The organism is Streptosporangium canum, assembly GCF_900113865.1.
Classification (GTDB): domain Bacteria; phylum Actinomycetota; class Actinomycetes; order Streptosporangiales; family Streptosporangiaceae; genus Streptosporangium; species Streptosporangium canum.
In genome coordinates this window covers 239,721-262,192 of record NZ_FOQY01000010.1, presented here as the reverse complement: position 1 = coordinate 262,192, position 22,472 = coordinate 239,721, and the positions used below count along the sequence as shown (strand labels likewise).

The following is a 22,472-nucleotide window of genomic DNA, read 5'->3' as shown; positions in this document are numbered from 1 at the left end:
GGCTGGGGAAGGTTCGCCGCGTCCTGTCGGGGAGATAGAGATCAGACGAGCACCCGACGCATTGAGCGGTGAGCCAGCGATGAGCATCGACCATCCGGCAGTGGAGACGGCACGCGAGCGGATCAAGGCGGAGCATCTGCGGGAGCACCGCCCGCCGAGCAGCGCGAGGGGCCTGCACCACTTCGCGCTGATCTCCTCCGACGTGGAGACGACGATCGCCTTCTACCAGGATCTGCTGGAGTTCCCCCTGACGGAGATCTTCGACAACCGCGACCACCGGGGATCGAACCACTTCTTCTTCGACGTCGGGAACGGCAGCCTGCTGGCCTTCTTCGACTTCCCCGACCTGGACCTCGGCCCCTACCGGGAGGTCCTCGGCGGGCTCCACCACATCGCCATCTCCGTCGACCCGTCGACCTGGGAGCGGCTGCGGGGCAAGTTGGAGGCCGCGGGCGTGCCGCACCAGATCGAGAGCGGCGCGTCGATCTACTTCAGGGATCCCGACGGGGCTCGCCTGGAACTGCTCGCCGACCCGCTGGGCGAGATGTACGGCTCCCGCGTTCGCTGAGCCCCGGCCGCGACCGGCGAAAGCCCTGTCCGGTCATGAGCGCGACGGGGAGGGGCCACACTTGGAGCATGCGCCTGTCGGAGTTCTGGAACCGGATGAAACTGCACTTCGGTGACCCGTACGCGGAGTCGTGGGCCCGCGACTACGTCATCGCCGATCTCGGTGGTCGGACGGTGAACCAGGCGCTGGCCGACGGTGTCGCCGCCAAGGAGGTCTGGCGGGCCGTGTGCGGGGTGTCCGACGTCTCCGCCCGGCTGCGCTGAAGGGCGCGGGCCAAGCGGGCCGAGGCGTCCGGAAGGCCCCGGGTCAGGGGGTGCCGTTCAGCAGTTTCCCGATCAGGTCGGCCACATGGCCGGGGTTCTCGGTGCTCTCCTGGCCGTCCGGGGACCACAGGAAGAGCCAGCCGTCCCCTGCCGGGCAGGCGAAGACGATCGTCTGCCGCCTCGTGTCCGGATGCCACACCCAGAGCACGGGGGCTCCGGCTCCGAGCATGCGGCCCGCCAGCCCCCGGCCGGGCAGCTCGGCGGCCAGGGACTCAAGGTGGGCCAGGCGTCGCCGGGCGAACGCGGTGGTCACGTCGGTCACCTCGCGGTCGTTTGCCTTCAGCATCGCCGCAGCTCAGCCCGGTGGCAACAGGTCGGGGGGAACGATCGGAAATGTCGCCCCCGGGGTGGGGTCCGCCGCCCCCTGCGGCCTGCGCCACCCCGGGAACGCGTGACGCCGTTGAGCCACGATCGAACAATCGTTCGGCTATATTGGACACGCCGCCACTCGTGGCGTGCTCTCCAGAAAATGTCGGTGGCACCCCGTAGCTTTCTGGCAACCGATTCAACCCGCGACCCTTCAGGGGGCTCCCATGGCGGCTAACGACCGCGAGAAGGCGCTCGAGACCGCGCTCGCTCAGATCGAGCGTCAGTTCGGCAAGGGCTCTGTCATGCGCCTCGGCGACGAGACCCGCGCGCCCATCGAAGTCATCCCGACCAGTTCCATCGCGCTCGACGTCGCGCTCGGCATCGGCGGGTTCCCGCGCGGCCGCATCGTCGAGGTCTACGGTCCGGAGTCCTCCGGTAAGACCACCGTCGCGCTGCACGCGGTGGCCAACGCCCAGCGGGCCGGCGGCATCGCCGCGTTCATCGACGCCGAGCACGCCCTCGACCCGGAATACGCCAAGAAGCTGGGCGTCGACACCGACGCGCTGCTCGTCTCCCAGCCCGACACCGGTGAGCAGGCGCTGGAGATCGCCGACATGCTGATCCGGTCGGGCGCCGTCGACCTGCTGGTCATCGACTCGGTCGCGGCCCTGGTGCCCAAGGCCGAGATCGAGGGCGAGATGGGCGACAGCCACGTCGGCCTCCAGGCCCGCCTGATGTCCCAGGCGCTGCGCAAGGTCGCCGGCGCGCTCAACAACACCGGCACCACCGCGATCTTCATCAACCAGCTCCGCGAGAAGATCGGCGTCATGTTCGGCTCGCCCGAGACCACGACCGGTGGAAAGGCGCTGAAGTTCTACGCCTCGGTCCGTCTCGACATCCGCCGCATCGAGACGTTGAAGGACGGCACCGAGGCGGTCGGCAACCGCACCCGTGTGAAGGTCGTCAAGAACAAGATGGCCCCGCCCTTCCGCGTGGCCGACTTCGACATCCTCTACGGGGTCGGCATCTCCCGTGAGGGCGGCCTGATCGACATGGGTGTCGAGCACGGCTTCGTCCGCAAGTCCGGCGCCTGGTACACCTACGAGGGCGACCAGTTGGGGCAGGGCAAGGAGAACGCCCGCAACTTCCTGAAGAACCACCCCGACATGGCCAACGAGATCGAGAAGAAGATCAAGGAGAAGCTCGGCATCGGTCCCCGCCTCGACACTCCGGCCACCCCGCCGCCCGCCGCTCCCGCCGCGCCGGTTCCCGCCACCTCCGGTCGCGGCTCCAAGGCGGCCACTCCCAAGCCGGGTGACGTCTGAACCGGATTGATCGATGACGACGGGACCTGACTCCGGTCCGGCCGGCGAGGCCGGGCCGCGGGACTGGGGTGCCTGGCCGGATGTTCCGGAGGCCGGGTCCTCCGGGACGGGCAGAAGAGGCGGCCGCTCACGGCGCTCGCGCCGGGATCGGCCGGGAGCGTGGGAGACCTCCGATCCGGGCGGGCCGAACGACTCAGTCCCTGGCTGGGAGAGCGGCCCGGCCCCGGGTGGCGAGCCCGTTCCGGACGACGGTTTCACAGGTGAGGCGGGCGACCGCTCCGGCGGGGAGACCCGAGGCCGGGGTGGCCGCGGGTCCCGGCGCGGTGCGAAGCGGTCGCGAGGCGGCTCCCAGGGGATCCTGCCCGATGGGCCGGTCGACGGATCCCCGGCGAGCCGGGGGCCCGCGGCCGATCCGCAGGCCGTGGCTCGGGCGATCTGCCTGCGGCTGCTGACCATGGCTCCGCGCACCAGGGCCCAGCTCGCCGAGGCGCTGCGCAAGCGTGAGGTGCCCGAAGAGGCGGCCGAGGCCGTGCTTGAGAGGTTCTCTGAGGTCGGGCTCATCGATGACGAGGCGTTCGCCGCGGCGTGGGTGAGCTCACGTCACGCCGGGCGAGGTCTCGCCCGCAGAGCCCTCGCCTCGGAGCTACGCCACCGTGGGGTGGACGAGGACACCGTCAAGGAGGCGGTGGAGCAGCTCGACCCCGAGCAGGAGGTGGAGACGGCCCGCAGGCTCGTGGCTCGCAAGCTCTCGGCGACCCGCGGTCTGGAGTCGGCCGTCAGGACCCGGAGGCTGGCCGGCATGCTCGCCCGGAAGGGATACGGTCCCGGTCTGGCCTTCCGTGTGGTCCGTGAGGCACTTGAGGGTGAAGAGGCGGAAAGTCCCGCGTTTTCCGCGGAGCTGGATTACCCACACGACTAGCGAAAACACGCACAGATGTTTTACGCCGAAAGGGTCGGATGAGTGGCGTCTTGACGCAAAAGACCGGCGCCGTCACCCCCGGTAATGTCAAGGTCCCGGCGCCTTCACCCGGCCTCGACCGAGACAGACGGGTAAGAAACATCGGCCCCTCATGTTTGAACGGTCCCCAGGCTGGCTTTGCTTGCCCGTTACCTCTTTGCCGCTTAACCTCGACGGCAGTGAGGAGTTACTCCGCGCAGTGCGGATTGTCATAACGGCGAATTACGGACGTGCAAGCTTGGTGGATGCGGGCAGACGGCGTGCCGGCGGGAGTGGCCGGTGCAGCGTCGGTCCCGTGTTGAGGTCTGCCCTGACGGCGCCAGCGCTTGGGTTTTCCGTGCCGTGCGTGTGACCCTCGCGTGCTTGATATTTGCGACGCGAGGAGGGCGGGGCGCGCATGGATCCGGTTGTGGTCGTCATATTGGCGGGGGCGGTTGCGGTTCTTGCCGTGGTGACGATAGCCGCGCTGATCGTGTTGCTGCGTCGCACCGGTGGAGCCGGCGGGACGAAGGGGCCCTCCCCCGAGCAGGAGGCCGAGATCCAGGTCGCGCTGGAGGAGGCCAGGCTTGAGGCCGCCGAGATCCGCACCAGGGCCCAGCATGACGCCGAGGAGGTCCTGCGCAGGTCCGAGGCCGCCGTCGACGCCGCCGCCGAGCTGCGCAAGGAGGCCGAGGCGGAGAGCCAGGGGCTGAAGTACGAACTGAAGGAGCTCCGTTCCGACCTTGAGCGCCGGGAGAACCGGCTGGCCGAGCGGGAGCAGCGCCTCGACGAGGAGGCCAGGCGCCAGGCCGACCGGGCGCGCAAGCTCGCCGAGACGGAGACCAAGCTCGCCGGCCGCCGTGAGGATCTCGACCGGGTCGCCCAGGAGCGCAAGGCCATCCTGGAGCGGGTGTCCGGCCTCACCAGCGATCAGGCGAAGGCCGAGCTGGTCAGGGAGATCGAGAACCAGGCCAAGCGCGAGGCCGCGCTGATCGTCAGGGAGATCGAGGGCGAGGCCCGCAAGGAGGGCGAGAAGCGGGCAACCAAAATCGTCACGTTGGCGGTCCAGCGCGTCGCCACCGAGCAGACCGCCGAGTCCGTCGTCAGCGTCCTGCATCTGCCCGGCGACGAGATGAAAGGCCGCATCATCGGCCGCGAGGGCCGCAACATCCGTGCCTTCGAATCGACCACCGGGGTCAACTTGATCATCGACGACACGCCCGAGGCGGTGCTTCTGTCGTGTTTCGACCCGGTCCGCCGTGAGACCGCCCGGCTGACGCTGGAGAAGCTCGTCCTCGACGGCCGCATCCACCCCCAGCGCATCGAGGAGGCGCACGAGCGCAGCAAGGCCGAGGTCCAGGAGCTGTGCGTGCGCGCCGGTGAGGACGCCCTGGTGGAGCTCGGCATCACCGAGATGCATCCCGAGCTGATCACACTGCTCGGCCAGCTCCGCTACCGCACCTCCTACGGTCAGAACGTGCTCGGCCACCTCGTGGAGTCCGCCCACATCGCCGGGATCATGGCGGCCGAGCTGCGGCTCGACTCGATGCTGCTCAAGCGCTGCACTGTCCTGCACGACATCGGCAAAGCCCTCACCCACGAGGTCGAGGGCAGCCACGCCCTCATCGGCGCCGAGATCGCCCGGCGGTACGGCGAGCACGAGGACGTCGTCCACGCGATCGAGGCCCACCACAACGAGGTCGAGGTCAAGACCGTCGAGGCCGTCCTCACCCAGGCCGCCGACGCGATCAGCGGCGGCCGTCCGGGGGCCCGGCGCGAGTCGCTGGAGGCCTACGTCAAGCGACTGGAGCGGCTGGAGGAGATCGCCACCTCCTACGACGGCGTCGACAAGGTCTTCGCCATGCAGGCGGGCCGGGAGATCCGGGTCATGGTGAAACCCGACTCGGTCGACGACATCCAGGCCCAGGTGATCGCCCGCGACGTCGCCAAGCAGGTCGAGGAGGAGCTCACCTACCCCGGTCAGATCCGCATCACGGTCGTCCGGGAGTCCAGGGCCACCGAGTTCGCGCGCTGAGTCCGTCGTCAGGGTCCTGCGTCTGCCCGGTGACGACGGACTCAGCGCCGGAAGATCTGCTGGTAGAAGGCGAGCTCGGTGGCCAGAGCCGCGCTGCGGGTCTCGGCGCGGCGGAAGCCGTGGGCCTCGCCCTCGAAGGTGAGGTAGGTGCACGGCACGCCGCGTTCGGCGAGGGCGTCGGCGAAGGCTTGAGACTGGGCGGCGGGGACCACCGGGTCGGACAGTCCCTGCAGGAGAAGTATGGGACAGCTCACTCCGGCGACCCGGCCGAGCGGCTCGCGCGAGCCGTACAGGGCGGGATCCGCGGGGCCCACCAGCCACTCGATGTAGCGGGACTCGAAGTCGTGGGTGGTCGCGACGAACGAGGCGAGCGCGCTCACGCCGTAGTAGGAGACCCCGCCGGCGAACGCCTCGGACGCGCAGCAGGCCGCCATGACCGTCCAGCCGCCGGCGCTCCCGCCCCGGATCGCGATCCGCTCCGGGTCGGCCAGGCCCTCGGCGGCCAGCCACTCGGCGGCGGCGACCGAGTCCTCCACGTCGACCACGCCCCACTGGCCGCGCAGCCGGTCGCGGTAGGCGCGGCCGTAGCCGGTGGAACCGCTGTAGTTGACGTCGAGCACGCCGATGCCCCGGCTGGTGAAGAACGCCTTCTCCAGGTCGAGGGCACCGGTGCTGCGCCCGGTGGGGCCGCCATGGACGAACACCACGTAGGGCGGGGCGCCGTCGCCTCGGGCCTGCGGGTTCGACGGCGGATGGACGAACGCGTGGACCCGGCGGCCGGAGCGGCTCTCGATCTCCACGGTCCGGGCGAGCGGAAGGTAGGCGATGCCGGGCAGCTCGTCGACGTCACGGCGGAGCTCCTCCGCCCGCCCGGTCGCGGGGTCCACGCGGACGATCGACCGGGGCGCCGTCGCGCTGTATCCGATCCCGGCCAGGACGCGCCCGTCCGACGCGAGGACCTGATCCCAGCCGTCGTAGGGCACGTCCAGGTCGGTCAGCACGCCGCTGTCCGGGTCGAGGACGCCCAGCCGCATGTCTCCCCGCCCGTGCAGGACCGCGATCCGCCCGTCGGCCAGCACCTGGTACGGCGGGCCGCCGAGCTGCCACAGCGGTCCGGCGAACTCCTCCTCCACCGGGTGGAGCGCCCGGCGCGAAGTGCCGTCGATGCCGATCTGGTAGAGGTTCCACCAGCCCGACCGGTCAGAGATCAGATAGAGGTGCCGGTCGTCGCGCCACTGCGGGGCGAGCACCGACTCGCAGGGCCCTCCCCCGACCGTCCAGGAGGTGCCGTCGGTCAGCCGGGTGATCCGTAGCTCGGTGCCGTTCCACGGCATGCGGGGGTGGTCCCAGCAGATGTAGGCCAGGTGCTCGCCGCCGGGGGAGAGGGCGAGGCCGGCGTAGAAGTCGCTGCCGCTGACCCGCTCCCGCGGCACGTCCCCGCCCTCCAGCGGGACGGACACGATCGAACGGCTGATCCCGCCGTCGTGGTGCCGTTCCTGGACGCACCAGACCTGCCCGTCGTGGACGATCATGTCCGCGTAGCGGAGCCCGGACTCCCGGCCGGGTCTCGGCGTGATCGGCCGGGGTTCGGCGCCGGGGAGCAGCAGGTACAGCCGTTGGTCGGCGAGGTTGGCGAACACCACGCCCCCGCCGGGAACCACCGTGTAGGAACGCCCGCCGTACTCGTGGACGCGGGTCCTGGCGCTCCACGGCGCCGGCAGCAGCTCGCGGTGCGTGCCGCCGGCGTCTCGGTGCGCGATCGTGGTCCGCCCGCCCTCCGCGGGACGGTCCTCGGTCCACCACACCTCTTCGCCGAGCACCGTCGGGAATCCCAGGCGCAGCCCGGACCTGGCCACCCCGATGCTGGAGATCGGTGAAGGCCAGGTGGCGTACGGCAGGACGACCTGCTCGGGGGACATGGCGTAATCCTGCCCGATAACCCGCCGCCTGTCGCCGGTATGGCGCTCATCCCACGCGACATGCGGTGATTCTGTTTTCCGGAACGCCGGAGGGCGGCCACCGCGACCGGTGACCGCCCTCGGCGGAACCTGGACAAGCCCACCGGAACCGGGGCTGCCCTCGGACAGAGCCGCGTCAGTCCACCGCGGAGATGTCGCCCGAACCGGGCGCCACGACCGCCCCGGGCGGGGCGACCGGCTGGGCCGAGGTCTTGCGGCTACGGCGGCTGCGCCGCTCCAACAAGGTGGCGATGGCCCCGACGATCAGGTTGATGATGATGTAGACGATCGCGATGACGATCACCGCCGGGATGATGTTGTTGAAGTTGGACGGCAGCACGCGCGCCCCCGCGTTCAACAGGTCCTCGAACGAGACGATGAACCCCAGGGCCGTGTCCTTGAGGAGCACGACGAGCTGAGCGACGATCGCCGGCATCATGGCCGTGACCCCCTGCGGCAGCAGGATCATCCGCATGACCTGGCCCTTGCGCAGCCCGATCGCGAGCGCCGCCTCCGACTGGCCGCGCGGGATGGACAGGATGCCCGCCCGCACGATCTCCGCCAGCACCGACCCGTTGTACAGGACCAGGCCGGTCACCACCGCCATGAACGGGGTCACGGTCAGTCCGAAGACCGCGCTCCCGCCGTACATCACCGCGAAGATCATGATGAGCAGCGGGATGGCCCGGAAGAACTCGACCACCGCTCCCGCCGGGACGCGGATCCAGGCGTGGTCGGACAGCCGGCCGATGCCGAAGACGAACCCGAACGGCACCGCGATCAGCGCGGCGACCGCCGCCGCGCTGAGCGTGTTGAACAGGCCGGGCAGGATCAGGTTGATCCACACGTCGCCCCGGAGGAACGGGGTCCACAGATCGGCGTTGAGCTGGTTCTTCTCATCCAGCTTGGTCACCATCACGTAGACGGCGAGCAGCGCGACGAGGACGACCACCACCGTGAGCACGGTGTTGCGCATCCGGGCGCGCGGGCCGGGAGCGTCATAGAGGACGCTGACCCGATCCGGCACGGACGCGCGTTTACGCGTCTTTCTCGGCTCCGCGGTCAATGTGCTCATCGGACCACCGCCAGGCGCTTGGACAGCCACGTGAACAGCAGTCCGGTGGGCAGAGTCAGGATCAGGAAGCCGAGCGCGAACCCGAAGAAGATCGGGACGACCGCGTCGCCGTGCGACTCGAAGAGGGTCTTCATCGTCAGGGAGGCCTCACCCACGCCGATGGCGGCGGCGATCGTGGTGTTCTTGATCAGCGCGATCAGGACGCTGCCCAGCGGGGCGATCACCGCGCGGAGCGCCTGGGGCAGCACGATCAGCCGCAGGTTCTGGAAGAAGGTCAGGCCGATGGCGCGGGCCGCCTCCGCCTGGCCAAGCGGCACCGTGTTGATCCCGGCCCGGATCGCCTCGCAGACGAACGCCGCCGTGTATGCCGACAGGCCGATGATGGACAGCCAGAGATAGTTCGTGGACAGGCTCGTGGAGAACGAGACGTCCAGCACCAGGCCGAGGCCCAGCCCGCAGAACACGATCACCAGCGTCAACGGGGTGTTCCGCACGATGTTCACGTACGCCGTGCCGATCCCGCGCAGCACGGGCAGCGGGCTGACGCGCATCCCGGCGAGGATCGTCCCGAGGACCAGCGCCAGGAGCCCGCTGGCGAGCGTGAGCCGTATCGTCAGCCAGAAAGCTCCCAGGATCACCGGGAATTCGTCGAAGAGTGCCTGCACTCATCCCTCCAATAGCCGTCGGCCGGGGCGTTCGCACGCCCCGGCCGATTCGTGGCCGATCAGTAACGCTCGACGGCCGGCGGGGTGGTGAAGAACTTTCCGAACTCGCCGAAGTTGGCGTCGACGGCCTTCTTCCAGCTGCCGTCCTTGAACATCTTCTCCACGGCCGCGTTGATCTTCTCGCGGGTGTCCTTGTCGTCCAGCTTCACGCCGATGCCGTACTTCTCCTCGGAGAAGGGCTTGCCGACGAGGCGGAACTTGCCGGGCGACTGGGTGGCGAACCCGGCCAGGATCGTCGCGTCGGTGGAGATCGCGTCGACCTGCTTGTTCTCCAGCAGGGGCAGGCAGGCGCCGTAGCCCTGCTGCTCGGTGAGGTACTGGCCCTTCCAGGCGTCGCCGAACTTGTCGACCAGACGCTTGGGCGAGGACGAGCCCTGGGCGCCGCAGACCTTCTTGTCCTTCAGGTCGTCGACACTGTTGATCGTCGTGTCGTCCGCGCGGGTCAGGATGTCCTGGCCGGTGACCAGGTACGGCCCGGCGAATCCGATCTTCTTCTTGCGGTCGTCGGTGATCGAGTAGGTCGCGATCACCATGTTGACCTGGCCCTGCTGGATGAAGGACTCGCGGTTGGCCGAGATGGCCTCCTTGAACTCAACTTTGTCGCCGGTGTAACCGAGCTCCTTGGCGACATAGTTGGCCACGTCGACGTCGAAACCCTTGAACGAACCATCCGGCTGCTTCTGTCCCAGGCCAGGCTGGTCGAACTTGATGCCAATGACGAACTTGTCACTGCCGCCGCTGCACGCGGTGAGGCTCGCCGCCGCGGCCGCCATCGCGATCACCACGGCTCCAATACGACGTACACGCATCCTGCTACCTCTTCTTCTTTAAGGGGGGTGAGCCGTTAGTGCGTAAGGATCTTGGAGAGGAAGTCCTTCGCCCGGTCCGTCCGGGCGTTGGTGAAGAACTCCTCAGGGGTGTTCTCCTCGACGATCTGGCCCTCGGCCATGAACACCACCCGGTTCGCCGCACGGCGGGCGAATCCCATCTCATGGGTGACGACCATCATCGTCATGCCTTCCTGGGCGAGACCGATCATGACGTCGAGCACCTCCTGGACCATTTCCGGGTCCAGCGCCGAGGTCGGCTCGTCGAACAGGATCATCTTGGGATCCATGGCCAGGGCGCGGGCGATGGCCACGCGCTGTTGCTGACCTCCCGAGAGCTGCGCCGGATACTTCGACGCCTGGGCGCCGATCCCGACCCTGTCGAGCAGCTCCATGCCCCGCCGCTCGGCCTCCGCCTTGGCGATGCCGCGGACCTTGATCGGCCCGAGCGTGACGTTCTCGAGGATCGTCTTGTGGGCGAACAGGTTGAAGGACTGGAACACCATGCCGACCTCGGACCTGAGCTTGGCCAGCGTCTTGCCCTCCGCCGCGAGCGGCTGCCCGTTGAAGGTGATCGTCCCGCCGTCTATCGTCTCCAACCGGTTGATCGCCCGGCACAAGGTCGACTTGCCGCCGCCCGAGGGGCCGATGACGACGAGGACCTCGCCTCGAGAGATCGTCAGATTGATGTCGCGCAGGACATGCAGGTTGCCGAAGTGCTTGTTGACATCCGCAAGCACAACCAGAGGAGTTGTGTCCCCGTTCTCCGTCATGGGGGACAACGTAATTCTGTAAAGGGCACCCGGGGCTAACCCTGCGGTACCGATCAGATCACGACCTGCCCGTTTCGGGTAAAATTTTGTCCAGCTTCTGTCAGATCGCCGCGAGAGTGGCCGGATCGAGTGTCAGTTTGCATGGTTCGGTGAGGTCTGTCGCCGCCCCGGCGGCAATCCGATGGGTGAGCTGGTAGGCGCCCTCTTCGTTGAGGCTGTACGTGAACACGACCGGAAGCCGGTCGTTGCCTTGCCCCTGGAAGGGCAGCATCTCGATCCGCCAGAAGTGCGGAATCCCCGCCTCGGCATATTTGACGGGTTTGATCCTGCGATCCGTCGCCGTGGTGGACTTGGAGACGATCTCGACCACCAGTCGCACCCACTCGGGTCTGGCGACCTTGGCGCCCTCGCGGAGAGGCTGCCGTTCCACCACGATGACGTCGGGGATGGCGCCGGGCTTGCCGTCCAGGAGCATGCCCGAGGCGGTGATGGCCGCGAGCTCTTCGGGGAGGGAGTCGTGAAGCAGCATTCGGAGGTTGTCGCCGATCCACTGATGCCGGGCCGGCGGAGGAGGAGACACGATGAGGCTCCCGTCGATGAGCTCGTAACGGCTGCCGTCGTCGCGCGAGTTGAGCTCGAACCACTCATCGACGCTGAGCTCGCCCGGGGTGGCCCAGAAGCTCGCCGGCTCCGGCGCCGCCTTCTTGTGCGGCTTCTTGGCCTTCACGGGCGCCTCCGAGGTCTGCACGAGCATCGCCATCGCGGCTCACCACTCTCAGCTGTCGGTCGGATCTCATTCTCGCACGCGGCTTTGGAGCCCCAGATTAGCGACGCCGTTAGCTAAGCGTGACGGTTTCATCACCTAGGGTAGGTCGGGCGCGGGCCGTGTCCGAAGGCCGCGCGGAGCGCCTACCCTTGTCTGTTGAGATGACTGTCACCGTGGAGAGCGCCCGCACGTACGAGGTACGTACCTACGGGTGCCAGATGAACGTGCACGACTCCGAGCGCCTGTCGGGCCTTCTCGAAGACGCGGGCTACGTCCCCGCGCCCGAGGGGGAGACGGCCGACGTGGTCGTGTTCAACACCTGCGCCGTGCGGGAGAACGCCGACAACAAGCTCTACGGCAATCTCGGGCACCTGCGCCCCTCGAAGGTGGGCAACCCCGGCATGCAGATCGCCGTGGGGGGCTGCCTGGCGCAGAAGGACCAGGGGGAGATCGTCCGCAGGGCGCCCTGGGTGGACGTGGTGTTCGGCACCCACAACATCGGCTCGCTGCCGGTGCTGCTGGAGCGGGCACGCGTCCAGCAGGAGGCCCAGGTCGAGATCAAGGAATCCCTGGAGACCTTCCCGAGCACGCTGCCGACCAAGCGCGAGTCCGCCTACGCCGCGTGGGTGTCGGTCTCCGTCGGGTGCAACAACACCTGCACGTTCTGCATCGTGCCGGCGCTGCGCGGCAAGGAGAAGGACCGCCGCCCCGGCGACATCCTGAACGAGGTGCGGACCCTGGTCGACCAGGGCGTGCTGGAGATCACCCTGCTCGGGCAGAACGTCAACACCTACGGGGTGGAGTTCGGCGACCGGCTCGCCTTCGGCAAGCTGCTGCGGGCCTGCGGCGACATCGACGGGCTGGAGCGGGTCCGCTTCACCAGCCCGCACCCGGCCGCGTTCACCGACGACGTCATCGCGGCCATGGCCGAGACGCCCAACGTGATGCACCAGCTCCACATGCCGCTGCAGTCCGGCTCCGACCGGATCCTCAAGGCGATGCGCCGCTCCTACCGGGCCGAGCGCTATCTGGGCATCATCGAGCGGGTCCGCGCGGCCATGCCCGACGCCGCCATCTCCACCGACATCATCGTGGGCTTCCCCGGCGAGACCGAGGAGGACTTCCAGGGCACGCTGGACGTGGTGCGCGAGTCGCGGTTCGCCAACGCCTTCACGTTCCAGTACTCCATCCGTCCCGGCACCCCCGCCGCCACCATGGACGACCAGATCCCCAAGGAGGTCGTGCAGGAGCGCTACGAGCGGCTCGTCGCCCTGCAGACCGAGATCTCCTGGGCGGAGAACAAGAGGCAGGTCGGGCGGACGCTCGAGGTGCTGGTGGCCGAGGGCGAGGGGCGCAAGGACGAGGCGACCCGCCGCCTGTCGGGCCGCGCCGCCGACAACCGCCTGGTCCACTTCGCTCCCGGCGAGGAGACCCCGCGCCCCGGTGACCTGGTCGCCGTCGAGGTGACCTACGCGGCCCCGCACCACCTGGTGGCCGACGGCCCGGCGCTGAAGCTCCGCCGCACCCGCGCGGGCGACGCCTGGCAGGCCCGTCAGGCCGCCCCGCCGGCCGCCGGCCCCGGAGTCATGCTCGGCATGCCCTCGATCGGCCGCCCCGCCCCGCTCCCCGAGGCCTCCGGCTGCTCCGTCCCCTCCTGAGGTCCGGCGGCGCGGGCTGAGATTGCGGGCTGCTCCGTGCTGTGAGCGGTTCGGCGGGCCATGCCGGGAGTGATTCCGGGGGTCTCCTACGAGATGGGTCCGGCCCTGTCCGCCGTTCCCCGGAACCAAGGGGCAGGGGGGCGTCGGCACGCCGAAAACCTCTGTGGGAGCGGCGATCTGGGCGCTGAGGCCGTTCCCGCCAGGGCATATGCGTACGGCGGCTGAGCAGGGTCTCTCAAGCAATGACATTTCGTGATCCGTCTGTTGTCGCTGTGCAAGCACTTCCCCGCTGTGACTACTGTGGTTTCGCACCCTCGGAAGCCGTGGAGGTTTCCCCCCGAGAACCGCAGGGAGTTTTTCTCATGCACGTCCCTCAATCTCCGGCCGGTCGCGAAGAGCCGGAAATCCTCGCGGGCCCCGCCGACGGGCCGAACCCCCGCAGGAAAAGCAGGAGAAACGGCCCGGCCATAGCCGCTTTCTCCGTCCTCGCCGCCGCCCTGCTGGGCGGAGGCGCTCTCCTCGCCGTCACGAACGGCGGTGCGGACGGCCCCGGCGCCGCGCAGGTGCCGCAGTCATCACAGGACGCCGAGAACGCCTCACAGGACCCCGGATCGGGCGAGAGTGTCAAGCAGGGCGACAAGCAGGAGTCCGGCCAGAAGCCGGACGTCGCGTCCGGTCAGCAGGACACCTCCGGCGGAGACCCCGGCACGGGCACCCGCGCCGATTCCGGCGCGGGCAAGGCGGCCGAGCGCGACGCGGGCGGCTCCGGCACCGATGAACCGACGGCCGACAAGCCGGCCAGGGAGCAGCAGAGCAGTCCGCGGCAGCCGGATGAAGGTCAGATCGACCCCCGTAGTGACGGTGCCACCGGATACGTGGCTCCCCGGGGGCCTGGAAAGTAACGATCCCCCATCGGCCGTATCTTCCGGTCCGTGCGGCGCCGGTGTCCGCCACACGGGCCACGGTGACTCCCCTCAACGGTCTATGAGGCCGGTCGGCCGAGGCCCGGACAGAGGCGCGGGGCGCGGGGTGGACTCTTACCGTGTCCCGCGTCGCCGTCCGGGCGGGCTCCTCGCCGCAGAACGGTGAGGGACCGGCGGAGTACGGCCCCGTCGGCCTGGATTAGTCTGGCGAGGTGCTTGTCGCCGCGGCCGTGTGCCCGCACCCGCCCCTGCTGGTCCCCGAGCTGGCCGGTGCCGCGGCTGCGGAGCTCGACGAGCTCCGCGCGGCATGCGCGGCGGCGGTCGGGGTGTTGCGCGATGCCGCCGCCGAGGCGATCGTCGTGGTGGGCGGCGCCGACCGGGCCGTCGCCTACGGCGCGGACGCCTCCGGAAGTCTGGCGCCCTGGGGCCCCGATGTCAGGACGGGGCCCGGAGAGCCGGTTCTGCCGCTGTCCCTGTCGATCGGCCGGTGGCTTCTCGAAAGGGAGCACCTGACCGCCTCGGGATTCCACTCGATCTCCTTCGACGCGGCTCCGGCGGAGTGCGCGGCCCTCGGCGGGCGGCTGGCGGCCACGGCCGGACGCGTGGCGATGCTCGTCATGGCCGACGGATCCGCCTGCCTCACCGAGAAGTCCCCGGGATACCTCGACCTCCGTGCGCGGCCGTACAACACCGCGATCGTCGGGGCGCTCGGCCGGGCAGAGGCTCCGGCGCTCGCGGAGCTCGACCCCGGCGAGGCCGCCGAGCTGTGGTTCGCCGGACGTGCCGCCCTGCAGGTCCTCGGCGGTGCGGCGGATTCCTTGAACGGGGAGATCCTCTACGACGAGGCCCCCTACGGCGTCGGCTACTTCGTCGCCCGCTGGACGGCGTGATTCCGTTCGGTCGCCGGCTACGCGTCCTCCCGCGGGGAGGACCGCCTCGCCGTGCCGGCCGAGCTCGACCGGTTCGGCGTGTCCGGCGTACGGCGGGCCGTGCCGGTGGTGGCCAGGGTCCCGCGGGTGTCCCGCTCGACCGTCTGCACCCTGCTGTCCGACCTCAGGAGCACGCCATGACCTTCCTGCCCGACTTCAGGCTCGAGACCTACTTCTCCCGCTGGGAGTTCACCGCCCGTCACCACCTGACCGCCTCCGACGCGGAGACCATGTCGATGGCGGAGCTGCTCGCGCTCGCCGACGACGAGGACCGCCGGGCCTGGGCGGATCTGCGGCTCGGCTACACCGAGACCTTCGGCGACCCGGGGCTGCGGGAGGCGATCGCGGCCACCTACACCGACGTGCTCCCCTCGGACGTGCTGTGCTTCGCCGGCGCGGAGGAGGGCATCTACCTGGCGATGCGCGTCCTGCTCGGCCCCGGCGACCACGCCGTCGTGGTCACGCCGAACTACCAGTCGGCCGAGACGGTCCCGCTGTCGCTGTGCGAGGTCACCGGGGTGGCGCTCGACGCCGGACGGGACTTCGCCCTGGACCTCGGGGCGATCGAGGCGGCGCTGCGGCCCGACACCCGGGTGGTCTCGGTGAACTTCCCCAACAACCCGACGGGCAAGTTGATCCCGGCGGCCGACCTGCGGCGCCTGGCCGAGCTGTGCGACGAGCGGGGGATCCACCTGTTCGGCGACGAGGTCTACCGGGGGCTGGAGCTCGACCCCGCGCGCGTCCTGCCGCAGGCCGCCGACCGCCTGGTGGCGGAGGCCGGCGTGCTGCTGCTGCCCGGGAGCCTCTACCGCTCCGAGCTCACCGGCGTCCCCGCCGACCGGTTCCGCCTGGGGGTGGGGCGGCGCGGGGCTCAGGAGGCGCTCGACGCCTTCGCCACGTGGCTGCGCGCCCGCCGGTCCGGGTGATCCCGGCGGGGGACGGGGACGCGCATCAGGTCGTGGGCGAGGACGACGTCGCCGTCGAAGGACCGGCGGGCCTCTTCGAGGAAACGGGGTCCGTCCTCGGCGTCGTAGCGTTCGGACAGGTGGGTCAGGACCAGGCCGCGGACGCCGGACTCGGCGGCGACCCGGCCCGCCTGGGCGGCGGTCAGATGGCCGTACCGCGAGGCGAGCGCCTCCTCCCCGGACAGGAACGTGGACTCGATCACCAGCAGGTCCACGCCCTCGGCGAGGGCGAACACCCCTTCGCACAGCCGGGTGTCCATGATGAACGCCGCGCTCTGGCCGGGGCGGGGCCCGCTGCAGTCCGCCAGTCGCACGACGGACCCGTCCGGGGCGGTCACCGTGCCGGTGCGCTGCAGCTCGCCGATCGACGGCCCGCCGATCCCCCGTTCGGCGAGGAGGGAGGGGATCATCCGCCGGCCGTCCGGCTCGTCGAGGCGGTAGCCGTAGGATTCGACGGGATGGGAGAGCGGGCGCGCGGTGAGGGTCACCGGACCCGCCTCGAAGGTCGTGACCGGGCCGGAGACGGGACGTTCGGTGATCACCGAGGTGTCGGCGAAGGCGCTGGCGTGGCGCAGGCGGCGCCAGTAGGTCTCACCGGTCGCGGGATAGGCCGCCTGGACCTCGTGCGCGACACCGTCCCTGGCGATGCGCTGGACGATCCCGGGGACCCCCAGGCAGTGGTCGCCGTGGAAGTGGGTCACGCAGATCCAGGTGATGTCGTGGGCGCCGACGCCCGCGTGGAGCATCTGGCGCTGGGTGCCCTCGCCGGGGTCGAAGAGGAAGCCCTGACCGTCCCATCGCAGGAGATATCCGTTGTGGTTACGGTGACGGGTGGGCACCGCGCTGGAGGTGCCGAGGACGACGAGTTCGCGAAGGGACACAGTCCACATGGTAGGAACCGTGGCGTTCGGGAGTGTCCCGACACCGCTGGGGGACATGCTCGCCGCGGTCACCGAGACCGGCGTGGCGGGGGTCGGCTGGAGCGGCAGGGAGGGGCTCAGGGCCCGCTTCCTGGAGGGGCTCGGCCTGGCGGAGGTGGACGATCCCGGCCGGACGGCCCCGGTGCTCGGCGAGCTCGCCGACTACTACGCGGGCAGGCTGCGGGTCTTCGGCGTCCCGGTGGACTGGAGACTGACCTCCCCCGTGCAGCGCAAGGTGCTCGGCACGCTGTACGAGACGGTGGCCTACGGCAAGGCCGTGACCTACGGCGAGCTGGCCGCGCGGAGCGGGACGGGCGTCCCCGCGCGGGCGATCGGTTCGATCATGGGGGCCAATCCCATCCCCATCATCGTCCCCTGCCACCGGGTGGTGGCCGGGAACGGGCTGGGCGGGTTCAGCGGGGGAGAGGGCGTGGAGTCCAAGCGGTGGCTGCTGACCATGGAGGGCTACCTGCAGCCGACGCTCGACTGGGACTGAGCGGGACGCGCGGGAACCGCCCGGGGACTTTGCCGGGCGGTCCGCGATGAAGACGACGCCGCTCTAGCCGGCGTACGGAGGCTTGTCGGTCTCGTCGGAGATCCGAGGCGCCTGTGGTTGCTGTGGCGTCGGTGTCGCACCGGAGGCCTGGGACGAGGGGCCCGTCGCGGGCCCGGTCTCGCCCGGTGTCTGGGATGTGCCGGTCTCGCCGGGGCTCTGGGGCGTGGCGGTCTCGCCAGGGACCGGGGACGTGCCGGTCTGGCCATCGATCATGTCCGCCCGCTGCCTGGCCTGTTCGGCCGCGGCGTCGATGTACTGGTCGTACTGGCCGCCTGTCTTTTCCTTGGCCATCTGTGCGGCCTTGTCGATGCCCTGGTTGGCGAGCTCCTCAGCCTTGGTGCTGTGCTCGCCGAGCATGCTCCTGATCTTGTCGATGATCGACATGGGTGAATCCCCCGATGCACGTCATGCCACCTTGTACGGGCCGTAGAAATCATTTCTATCCTTGTTTGGGAGGAATATCCGATTTTCGTGCTAGGGAAACGAAAATCTGTGTCAAAAGGATGTCTCGCCCTGCCGTCCGCCTCGGGCGTCACCTGCTTCCGGGCCCGTCTCCGGGAGACCGGGCCCCGGTGCGGGCGGGGCACCGTCACCCGGCATCCCCGCTCAGTTGACACACTTGTCCCGTGCGCCAACTACCAGTCATCGCCGTCATCGGGCCCACGGCGGCCGGAAAGTCCGATCTCGCCGTGGATCTCGCCCTCGAACTGGGGGGCGAGGTCGTCAACACCGACTCCATGCAGCTCTACCGGGGGATGGACATCGGAACGGCCAAGCTGTCCCCGGCCGAACGGCGTGGGGTCCCGCACCATCTGCTCGACATCTGGGACGTGACCAAGACCGCGAGCGCGGCCGAGTACCAGGCGCTGGTCCGGCCGCTGATCGACGACATGCGGGCGAGGGGCGTCGTGCCGATCCTGGTGGGCGGGTCCGGGCTCTACGTGCGGGCCGCCCTCGACGACCTGGAATTCCCCGGCACCGACCCGGAGATCCGCGCGCGGCTGGAGGCGGAGTTGGAGCGCACGGGCCCGGCGCCGCTGTACGAACGCCTCCGTGAGCGCGACCCCAGGGCCGCCGAGGCCATCCTGCCCGGCAATGGCCGCAGGATCGTCCGCGCGCTGGAGGTCGTCGAGTTCTCCGGACGGCCGTTCTCGGCCACGATGCCGTCCTACGACGCCGTCTACGACAGCGTGCACCTGGGCGTGGAGGTGCCGAGGGAGATCCTGGACGGGCGGGTCGCGGCCCGGGTGGCGCGGATGTGGGAGGCCGGGCTGGTGGAGGAGGTCCGGCGGCTCGCCGCGCGGGGCCTCGCCGACGGCCGTACGGCCAGCCGCGCGCTCGGCTACGCCCAGGTGCTGCGCTTCCTCGACGGCGAGTGGACCGAGGAGCAGGCGAGGGAGGAGACGATCCGCGCGACGCGCAGGTTCGTCCGCCGCCAGGAGTCGTGGTTCCGCCGCGACCCCCGGGTGGTCTGGCTCCCCCAGCAGGCTCCGGACCTTCTCGGCCGGGCGCTCGCGCGGGTGCGCGGCTGACCGCCGGACCGCCGGGAGGGGGCTCCCGACCGGCGCGGCTAGAGTCGGAACATGCGATTCGTAAAGGGACACGGCACCGAGAACGACTTCGTCATCCTTCCCGATCCCGACGGTGAGCTGGAGCTGTCCGCCGCGCTCGTCGCGGCGGTGTGCGACCGGCGTGCCGGGATCGGCGCCGACGGCGTGCTGCGCGTGATGCGGACCAAGCTCAGCCCCGAGGTCGCCGACCAGGCGGGCGAGGCCGAGTGGTTCATGGACTACCGCAACGCCGACGGCGGAGCCGCCGAGATGTGCGGCAACGGGGTGCGGGTCTTCGCCCGCTACCTGGTCGACGCGGGATTGGCGGACGCGGGCGAGTTCGGCGTGGCCACCCGGGGGGGAGTCAGGCGCGTACGGCTCGCCGAGACCGGCGACGTGACCGTGGACATGGGGGCGCCCCGGCTGCTGGGCCGCAGCCACACGACCGTGGCCGGCCAGGAATACGAAGGACTCCGCGTCGACATGGGCAACCCCCACCTGGCCTGCGTCATCGGCGACCCGGTGGCCCAGCTCGACCTGGGCTACCAGCCCGGGTTCGACGTCGAGGTGTTCCCGAGCGGGGTGAACATCGAACTGCTCAACCCGGTGGGGCCGCGCCGGATCGTGATGCGGGTCTTCGAGCGGGGTTCGGGCGAGACGCGCTCCTGCGGCACCGGCGCGGTCGCCTCGGCCGTGGCGGCCGCCCACCTGGCGGGGGAGACCACCGGCACCTGGGCGGTCGAGGTCCTGGGCGGCACCGTCACCGTCACCCTCGACGAGCGCACCAGCTACCTGGCGGGCCCCGCGGTCCTGGTCGCCTCGGGAGATCTCACCCTGTGAGGGCACTCGCGTGAGCCGAGTCGTTTGGGGCATGCTCGCCGACCTGGCAGACTGACGTCTCATGGACGTGGACATCTGGGCCTGGGTCGGCGACACCCAGCGGCAACTGCACGAAGACGGGCACACCGGTCTGGCCATGGCGATCGGAGATGTGCCCGCGCAGGCGCTGGAAGGCCGATACTCGCAGCTCGACGTGCTCGCGCCGGCCATCGCGCAGCAGGCGGAGAACCTGGAGCTGCCCTGGCTTGAGTTCTACGCCCGTTACTGGCACCTGATCGGCCGCGTCGGCGACCGCGCCCAGGGCGCGGTCGCGATGGCCGACGCGGAGACGCTCGTCGAGTTCGCCGGCCGCGAGGACGTCCGTGAGTGCCCGGCCGCCCCCGGCGCCGTGGCCGCGCTGGCCATCGCGCGGGCCAACACCGACGGCCCCGGCTACGCGGCCGAGCGGCTGGCGGCTCTGGACGCCGTCGAGGTCGAGCCCGACTCGCTGGCCTTCTCCGCCATCGCCGAGCAGTATGTCGCGGCCCTGGTGGACGCCGGCCGCGTCGAGGAGGCGATCATCCATGCCGAGTCCGCCGTGGCGAGGCTGGGCGACGCCGGCCGTGCGGCGAGCTGGGAGCTGGGGGCCGCCTCGGTCCGCGCCCTCCTCGCCGCCGGCCGCGCGCAGGACGCGCTGACCGCGCTGGACGCCGCGACCGGGTTCAAGCCCGACGACCCGGTGGCCAAGGCCCACCGCGAGGGCGTGCTGCGCGCGCTCGTGCTCGCCACCCTGGACCGGGTGCCGGAGTCCGTCGACGCCCTGCCCGACCTCGACGTGGTCGGCGAGCACCCGCGTGACTGGGTCGAGTGGGCGCACGCCATCCGCAAGCTCGCCGGATCCGCGCAGATCACCAACAGCTGGCAGCTCGGCCGGGTGCTCAAGCAGTGGATCGACTACTTCGCCATGATGGGCGGCTACCGCCCCCGGGTCGAGCTCGCGCTCATCGCCGGTGACCTGGCGGTTGCCCGCCAGGGCGGGTGGCAGGCCCGCCTGCTGGCCGACATCGCCGAATCCGCCGCGGGGGAGCTCAAGAGCCCCGGCGACGTCGCCGAGCGGATCGCCGCGCTGCGCGCCGCCGCCGACGGGATCACCCCGCAGGAGGCCCCCGGCCCCCAGGACGAGCTGGTCGGCTACTTCGACGCCGCCGACGGCTTCAACGCCGACCCGGAGCGCTGGGTGGGCTGGCTGACCCCGCTGTCCGGGCAGGACCTGGAGGCCACCCGGCGCCACACCACCACGCTGGGCTTCCTCGGCTACCCTGCCAGGGGCGCCGACATCTACTGGACCATGCTGGTCGAGTCCGGCGACATCGAGACCGCCGACCCGCAGGACGTCTCCTACCTCACCGGCCTGCTGATCGAGGCCCGCCAGGACGAGCGCCTGGAGCAGATGGCCGAGCGGCTCCCCGCCGCCCAGCGCCACCTGGCCCTGGGCCGGCTGCACCGCGCGCGGGAGCGCTGGGAGCAGGCCGCGGCCGAGGGTGAGGCGGCGGTCGCCGCCGGTGCGGGCATCGAGGCGAGCCGCCTGTGGTCGGCCGCCGTGCAGCAGACCGACGACAACGCCAAGGGCGCCGGGATCCTGCGGGACCTCCTCGACTCCGAGGAGATCGAGCCCGAGGACGTCTGGCGGATGATCACCATGGCGACGGCCGCCGAGGACTGGGACACCGTCCGCGCGGGCGCCGCCAAGATCGGCATGCCGCTGCAGTCGACCGAGGGGCCGGTCGAGGAGGAGATGGGCCTGGTGCGCATCATCCTGCCCGCCCCCGACGGCAGCCAGCGCGCGGTCATCAGCCTGCGCACCGGCCCCGCGACGGCCCGCCTGGCCATCCCGCAGCCTCCCGGCATGGACTACAACGCCGGAGACCTGGTCGTCTTCGACCCGCAGCTGCTGGAGCCGATCCCGGAGAAGGCGGAGGACCAGGAGGGTTTCATCCCGCCGTTCGCCGCGGTCAGCATGCTCCGGCCGGGTGGCTACACGAGCTGGTTCTTCGACGGCGCGGCCCCCAGCGAGGCCGACTGGACCGAGTTCAACGAGGTCATGGCCGAGCGCGGCTGGCCGATGTGGGTCTACAGCGACGAGAACTACACCGTGACCCACCCGACCTCGGGCGAGCGGCTGCCCGGCGTGTTCGGCTGGGTCGCGGTCCCGCCGGACGTCACGCCGGTCGAGGTGGACGCCCTGCTCGACGACGCCACCGAGCGCTGGGTGCACCCGCTGGCCTGGCTCGACCTGGCCAAGACCGTCGACGTCGAGGTGGAGCGGCACGAGCGCATCACCAAGGAGTACGGCCTGTAGGCACGGTCCCCGTCAGGCCCCGCGCGCCGGTAGGACCGTGGCGGGCGTCCTGACCCCCGTCCTCGGACTCGCCGCACCGCCCGTGGGGAAACCCCCTCACGGGCGGTGCGCTTTCCACCTCTAGAATCTCGTTCTGCGTCTTCGGCGGCAAAGGTTCCGCCCGGAGGGTTCC

23 protein-coding genes are annotated in these 22,472 nt (G+C 70.5%); 14 read left to right on the top strand and 9 right to left on the bottom strand.

Annotated elements, in window-relative coordinates; all coding sequences use genetic code 11:
- The first annotated feature begins 79 nt into the window (after positions 1-79).
- Positions 80-568 carry a VOC family protein gene (locus tag BM085_RS17735; protein ID WP_093888065.1) on the top strand — a complete coding sequence of 163 codons (489 nt, stop codon included), beginning with the start codon at positions 80-82 and terminating at the stop codon, positions 566-568.
- Between the two features lie 68 nt (positions 569-636).
- A complete protein-coding gene (locus BM085_RS17730) occupies positions 637-831 on the top strand; it encodes a DUF3046 domain-containing protein (RefSeq protein WP_086572053.1) in 195 nt (64 codons plus the stop codon).
- 43 nt (positions 832-874) lie between these two features.
- Here the strand turns inward: BM085_RS17730 and BM085_RS17725 are convergent, their stop codons facing one another.
- Positions 875-1,177, bottom strand: coding sequence for a hypothetical protein (locus tag BM085_RS17725; RefSeq protein ID WP_093888064.1), 303 nt, complete (start codon positions 1,175-1,177; stop codon positions 875-877).
- 247 nt (positions 1,178-1,424) lie between these two features.
- On the opposite strand from BM085_RS17725, the gene recA reads away from it, so the two are divergent.
- From recA to rny, 3 genes are all read left to right on the top strand, one after another.
- Complete coding sequence (gene recA, locus BM085_RS17720; RefSeq protein ID WP_093888063.1) at positions 1,425-2,525, top strand: recombinase RecA; 1,101 nt, start codon at positions 1,425-1,427, stop codon at positions 2,523-2,525.
- Between the two features lie 13 nt (positions 2,526-2,538).
- A complete protein-coding gene (gene recX, locus BM085_RS45955) occupies positions 2,539-3,444 on the top strand; it encodes a recombination regulator RecX (protein ID WP_093888062.1) in 906 nt (301 codons plus the stop codon).
- Between the two features lie 436 nt (positions 3,445-3,880).
- Positions 3,881-5,497 (top strand): ribonuclease Y, encoded by a 1,617-nt coding sequence (gene rny, locus BM085_RS17710; RefSeq protein ID WP_093888061.1) that lies wholly within the window; start codon positions 3,881-3,883, stop codon positions 5,495-5,497.
- Positions 5,498-5,538: 41 nt separating this feature from the next.
- Here the strand turns inward: rny and BM085_RS17705 are convergent, their stop codons facing one another.
- The 6 genes from BM085_RS17705 to BM085_RS17680 form a co-directional block, all read right to left on the bottom strand.
- On the bottom strand, positions 5,539-7,416 hold the full coding sequence (locus tag BM085_RS17705; RefSeq protein WP_093888060.1) for a S9 family peptidase: 1,878 nt from the start codon (positions 7,414-7,416) through the stop codon (positions 5,539-5,541).
- 175 nt (positions 7,417-7,591) lie between these two features.
- A complete protein-coding gene (locus tag BM085_RS17700) occupies positions 7,592-8,530 on the bottom strand; it encodes an amino acid ABC transporter permease (RefSeq protein WP_093888059.1) in 939 nt (312 codons plus the stop codon).
- On the bottom strand, positions 8,527-9,195 hold the full coding sequence (locus BM085_RS17695) for an amino acid ABC transporter permease (RefSeq protein ID WP_093888058.1): 669 nt from the start codon (positions 9,193-9,195) through the stop codon (positions 8,527-8,529). The genes BM085_RS17700 and BM085_RS17695 overlap by 4 nt, the downstream gene beginning before the upstream one ends.
- Before the next feature lie 59 nt (positions 9,196-9,254).
- Positions 9,255-10,064, bottom strand: a complete 810-nt coding sequence (locus BM085_RS17690; RefSeq protein ID WP_093888057.1) for a glutamate ABC transporter substrate-binding protein — start codon at positions 10,062-10,064, stop codon at positions 9,255-9,257.
- Positions 10,065-10,099: 35 nt separating this feature from the next.
- Positions 10,100-10,822, bottom strand: a complete 723-nt coding sequence (locus tag BM085_RS17685) for an amino acid ABC transporter ATP-binding protein (RefSeq protein WP_093888056.1) — start codon at positions 10,820-10,822, stop codon at positions 10,100-10,102.
- 133 nt (positions 10,823-10,955) lie between these two features.
- Positions 10,956-11,615: a Uma2 family endonuclease gene (locus BM085_RS17680; RefSeq protein ID WP_093888055.1), complete on the bottom strand. Its 660-nt coding sequence runs from the start codon at positions 11,613-11,615 to the stop codon at positions 10,956-10,958.
- A 167-nt stretch (positions 11,616-11,782) separates the two neighbouring features.
- On the opposite strand from BM085_RS17680, the gene miaB reads away from it, so the two are divergent.
- From miaB to BM085_RS17660, 5 genes are all read left to right on the top strand, one after another.
- Positions 11,783-13,279, top strand: a complete 1,497-nt coding sequence (gene miaB / locus BM085_RS17675) for a tRNA (N6-isopentenyl adenosine(37)-C2)-methylthiotransferase MiaB (RefSeq protein WP_093888054.1) — start codon at positions 11,783-11,785, stop codon at positions 13,277-13,279.
- Positions 13,280-13,641: 362 nt separating this feature from the next.
- Positions 13,642-14,181, top strand: a complete 540-nt coding sequence (locus BM085_RS17670; protein WP_093888053.1) for a hypothetical protein — start codon at positions 13,642-13,644, stop codon at positions 14,179-14,181.
- Between the two features lie 233 nt (positions 14,182-14,414).
- Entirely contained in the window at positions 14,415-15,092 is a 678-nt protein-coding gene (locus BM085_RS17665; RefSeq protein WP_093888052.1) for a class III extradiol dioxygenase subunit B-like domain-containing protein, read from the top strand.
- A 51-nt stretch (positions 15,093-15,143) separates the two neighbouring features.
- Complete coding sequence (locus BM085_RS46825; protein WP_281249851.1) at positions 15,144-15,272, top strand: hypothetical protein; 129 nt, start codon at positions 15,144-15,146, stop codon at positions 15,270-15,272.
- A complete protein-coding gene (locus tag BM085_RS17660; protein WP_093888051.1) occupies positions 15,269-16,057 on the top strand; it encodes an aminotransferase class I/II-fold pyridoxal phosphate-dependent enzyme in 789 nt (262 codons plus the stop codon). Before BM085_RS46825 ends, BM085_RS17660 begins: the two co-directional genes overlap by 4 nt.
- On the opposite strand, the gene BM085_RS17655 is transcribed toward BM085_RS17660, so the two are convergent.
- A complete protein-coding gene (locus BM085_RS17655; RefSeq protein WP_093888050.1) occupies positions 16,003-16,977 on the bottom strand; it encodes a ribonuclease Z in 975 nt (324 codons plus the stop codon). The genes BM085_RS17660 and BM085_RS17655 overlap by 55 nt on opposite strands.
- 19 nt (positions 16,978-16,996) lie before the next feature.
- On the opposite strand from BM085_RS17655, the gene BM085_RS17650 reads away from it, so the two are divergent.
- A complete protein-coding gene (locus BM085_RS17650) occupies positions 16,997-17,512 on the top strand; it encodes a methylated-DNA--[protein]-cysteine S-methyltransferase (RefSeq protein ID WP_245789372.1) in 516 nt (171 codons plus the stop codon).
- A gap of 63 nt (positions 17,513-17,575) precedes the next feature.
- Here the strand turns inward: BM085_RS17650 and BM085_RS17645 are convergent, their stop codons facing one another.
- Positions 17,576-17,956, bottom strand: a complete 381-nt coding sequence (locus BM085_RS17645) for an antitoxin (RefSeq protein WP_093888048.1) — start codon at positions 17,954-17,956, stop codon at positions 17,576-17,578.
- A 242-nt stretch (positions 17,957-18,198) separates the two neighbouring features.
- Here BM085_RS17645 and miaA point away from each other — a divergent pair, with 242 nt between their 5' ends.
- From miaA to BM085_RS17630, 3 genes are all read left to right on the top strand, one after another.
- Positions 18,199-19,104: a tRNA (adenosine(37)-N6)-dimethylallyltransferase MiaA gene (gene miaA / locus BM085_RS17640; protein ID WP_093888047.1), complete on the top strand. Its 906-nt coding sequence runs from the start codon at positions 18,199-18,201 to the stop codon at positions 19,102-19,104.
- 51 nt (positions 19,105-19,155) lie between these two features.
- Positions 19,156-19,962: a diaminopimelate epimerase gene (dapF, locus tag BM085_RS17635; protein ID WP_093888046.1), complete on the top strand. Its 807-nt coding sequence runs from the start codon at positions 19,156-19,158 to the stop codon at positions 19,960-19,962.
- 61 nt (positions 19,963-20,023) lie between these two features.
- Positions 20,024-22,300, top strand: a complete 2,277-nt coding sequence (locus BM085_RS17630; RefSeq protein ID WP_093888045.1) for a hypothetical protein — start codon at positions 20,024-20,026, stop codon at positions 22,298-22,300.
- Positions 22,301-22,472 lie beyond the last annotated feature (172 nt).

Excerpts from the sequence above, each read along its gene's own strand:
- BM085_RS17735 (WP_093888065.1), top strand. The coding sequence starts at position 80 with ATGAGCATCGACCATCCGGCAGTGGAGACGGCACGCGAGCGGATCAAG.
- BM085_RS17730 (WP_086572053.1), top strand. The coding sequence starts at position 637 with ATGCGCCTGTCGGAGTTCTGGAACCGGATGAAACTGCACTTCGGTGAC.
- BM085_RS17725 (WP_093888064.1), bottom strand. The coding sequence starts at position 1,177 with ATGCTGAAGGCAAACGACCGCGAGGTGACCGACGTGACCACCGCGTTC.
- recA (WP_093888063.1), top strand. The coding sequence starts at position 1,425 with ATGGCGGCTAACGACCGCGAGAAGGCGCTCGAGACCGCGCTCGCTCAG.
- recX (WP_093888062.1), top strand. The coding sequence starts at position 2,539 with ATGACGACGGGACCTGACTCCGGTCCGGCCGGCGAGGCCGGGCCGCGG.
- rny (WP_093888061.1), top strand. The coding sequence starts at position 3,881 with ATGGATCCGGTTGTGGTCGTCATATTGGCGGGGGCGGTTGCGGTTCTT.
- BM085_RS17705 (WP_093888060.1), bottom strand. The coding sequence starts at position 7,416 with ATGTCCCCCGAGCAGGTCGTCCTGCCGTACGCCACCTGGCCTTCACCG.
- BM085_RS17700 (WP_093888059.1), bottom strand. The coding sequence starts at position 8,530 with ATGAGCACATTGACCGCGGAGCCGAGAAAGACGCGTAAACGCGCGTCC.
- BM085_RS17690 (WP_093888057.1), bottom strand. The coding sequence starts at position 10,064 with ATGCGTGTACGTCGTATTGGAGCCGTGGTGATCGCGATGGCGGCCGCG.
- BM085_RS17680 (WP_093888055.1), bottom strand. The coding sequence starts at position 11,615 with ATGGCGATGCTCGTGCAGACCTCGGAGGCGCCCGTGAAGGCCAAGAAG.
- miaB (WP_093888054.1), top strand. The coding sequence starts at position 11,783 with ATGACTGTCACCGTGGAGAGCGCCCGCACGTACGAGGTACGTACCTAC.
- BM085_RS17670 (WP_093888053.1), top strand. The coding sequence starts at position 13,642 with ATGCACGTCCCTCAATCTCCGGCCGGTCGCGAAGAGCCGGAAATCCTC.
- BM085_RS17660 (WP_093888051.1), top strand. The coding sequence starts at position 15,269 with ATGACCTTCCTGCCCGACTTCAGGCTCGAGACCTACTTCTCCCGCTGG.
- BM085_RS17645 (WP_093888048.1), bottom strand. The coding sequence starts at position 17,956 with ATGTCGATCATCGACAAGATCAGGAGCATGCTCGGCGAGCACAGCACC.
- dapF (WP_093888046.1), top strand. The coding sequence starts at position 19,156 with ATGCGATTCGTAAAGGGACACGGCACCGAGAACGACTTCGTCATCCTT.
- BM085_RS17630 (WP_093888045.1), top strand. The coding sequence starts at position 20,024 with ATGGACGTGGACATCTGGGCCTGGGTCGGCGACACCCAGCGGCAACTG.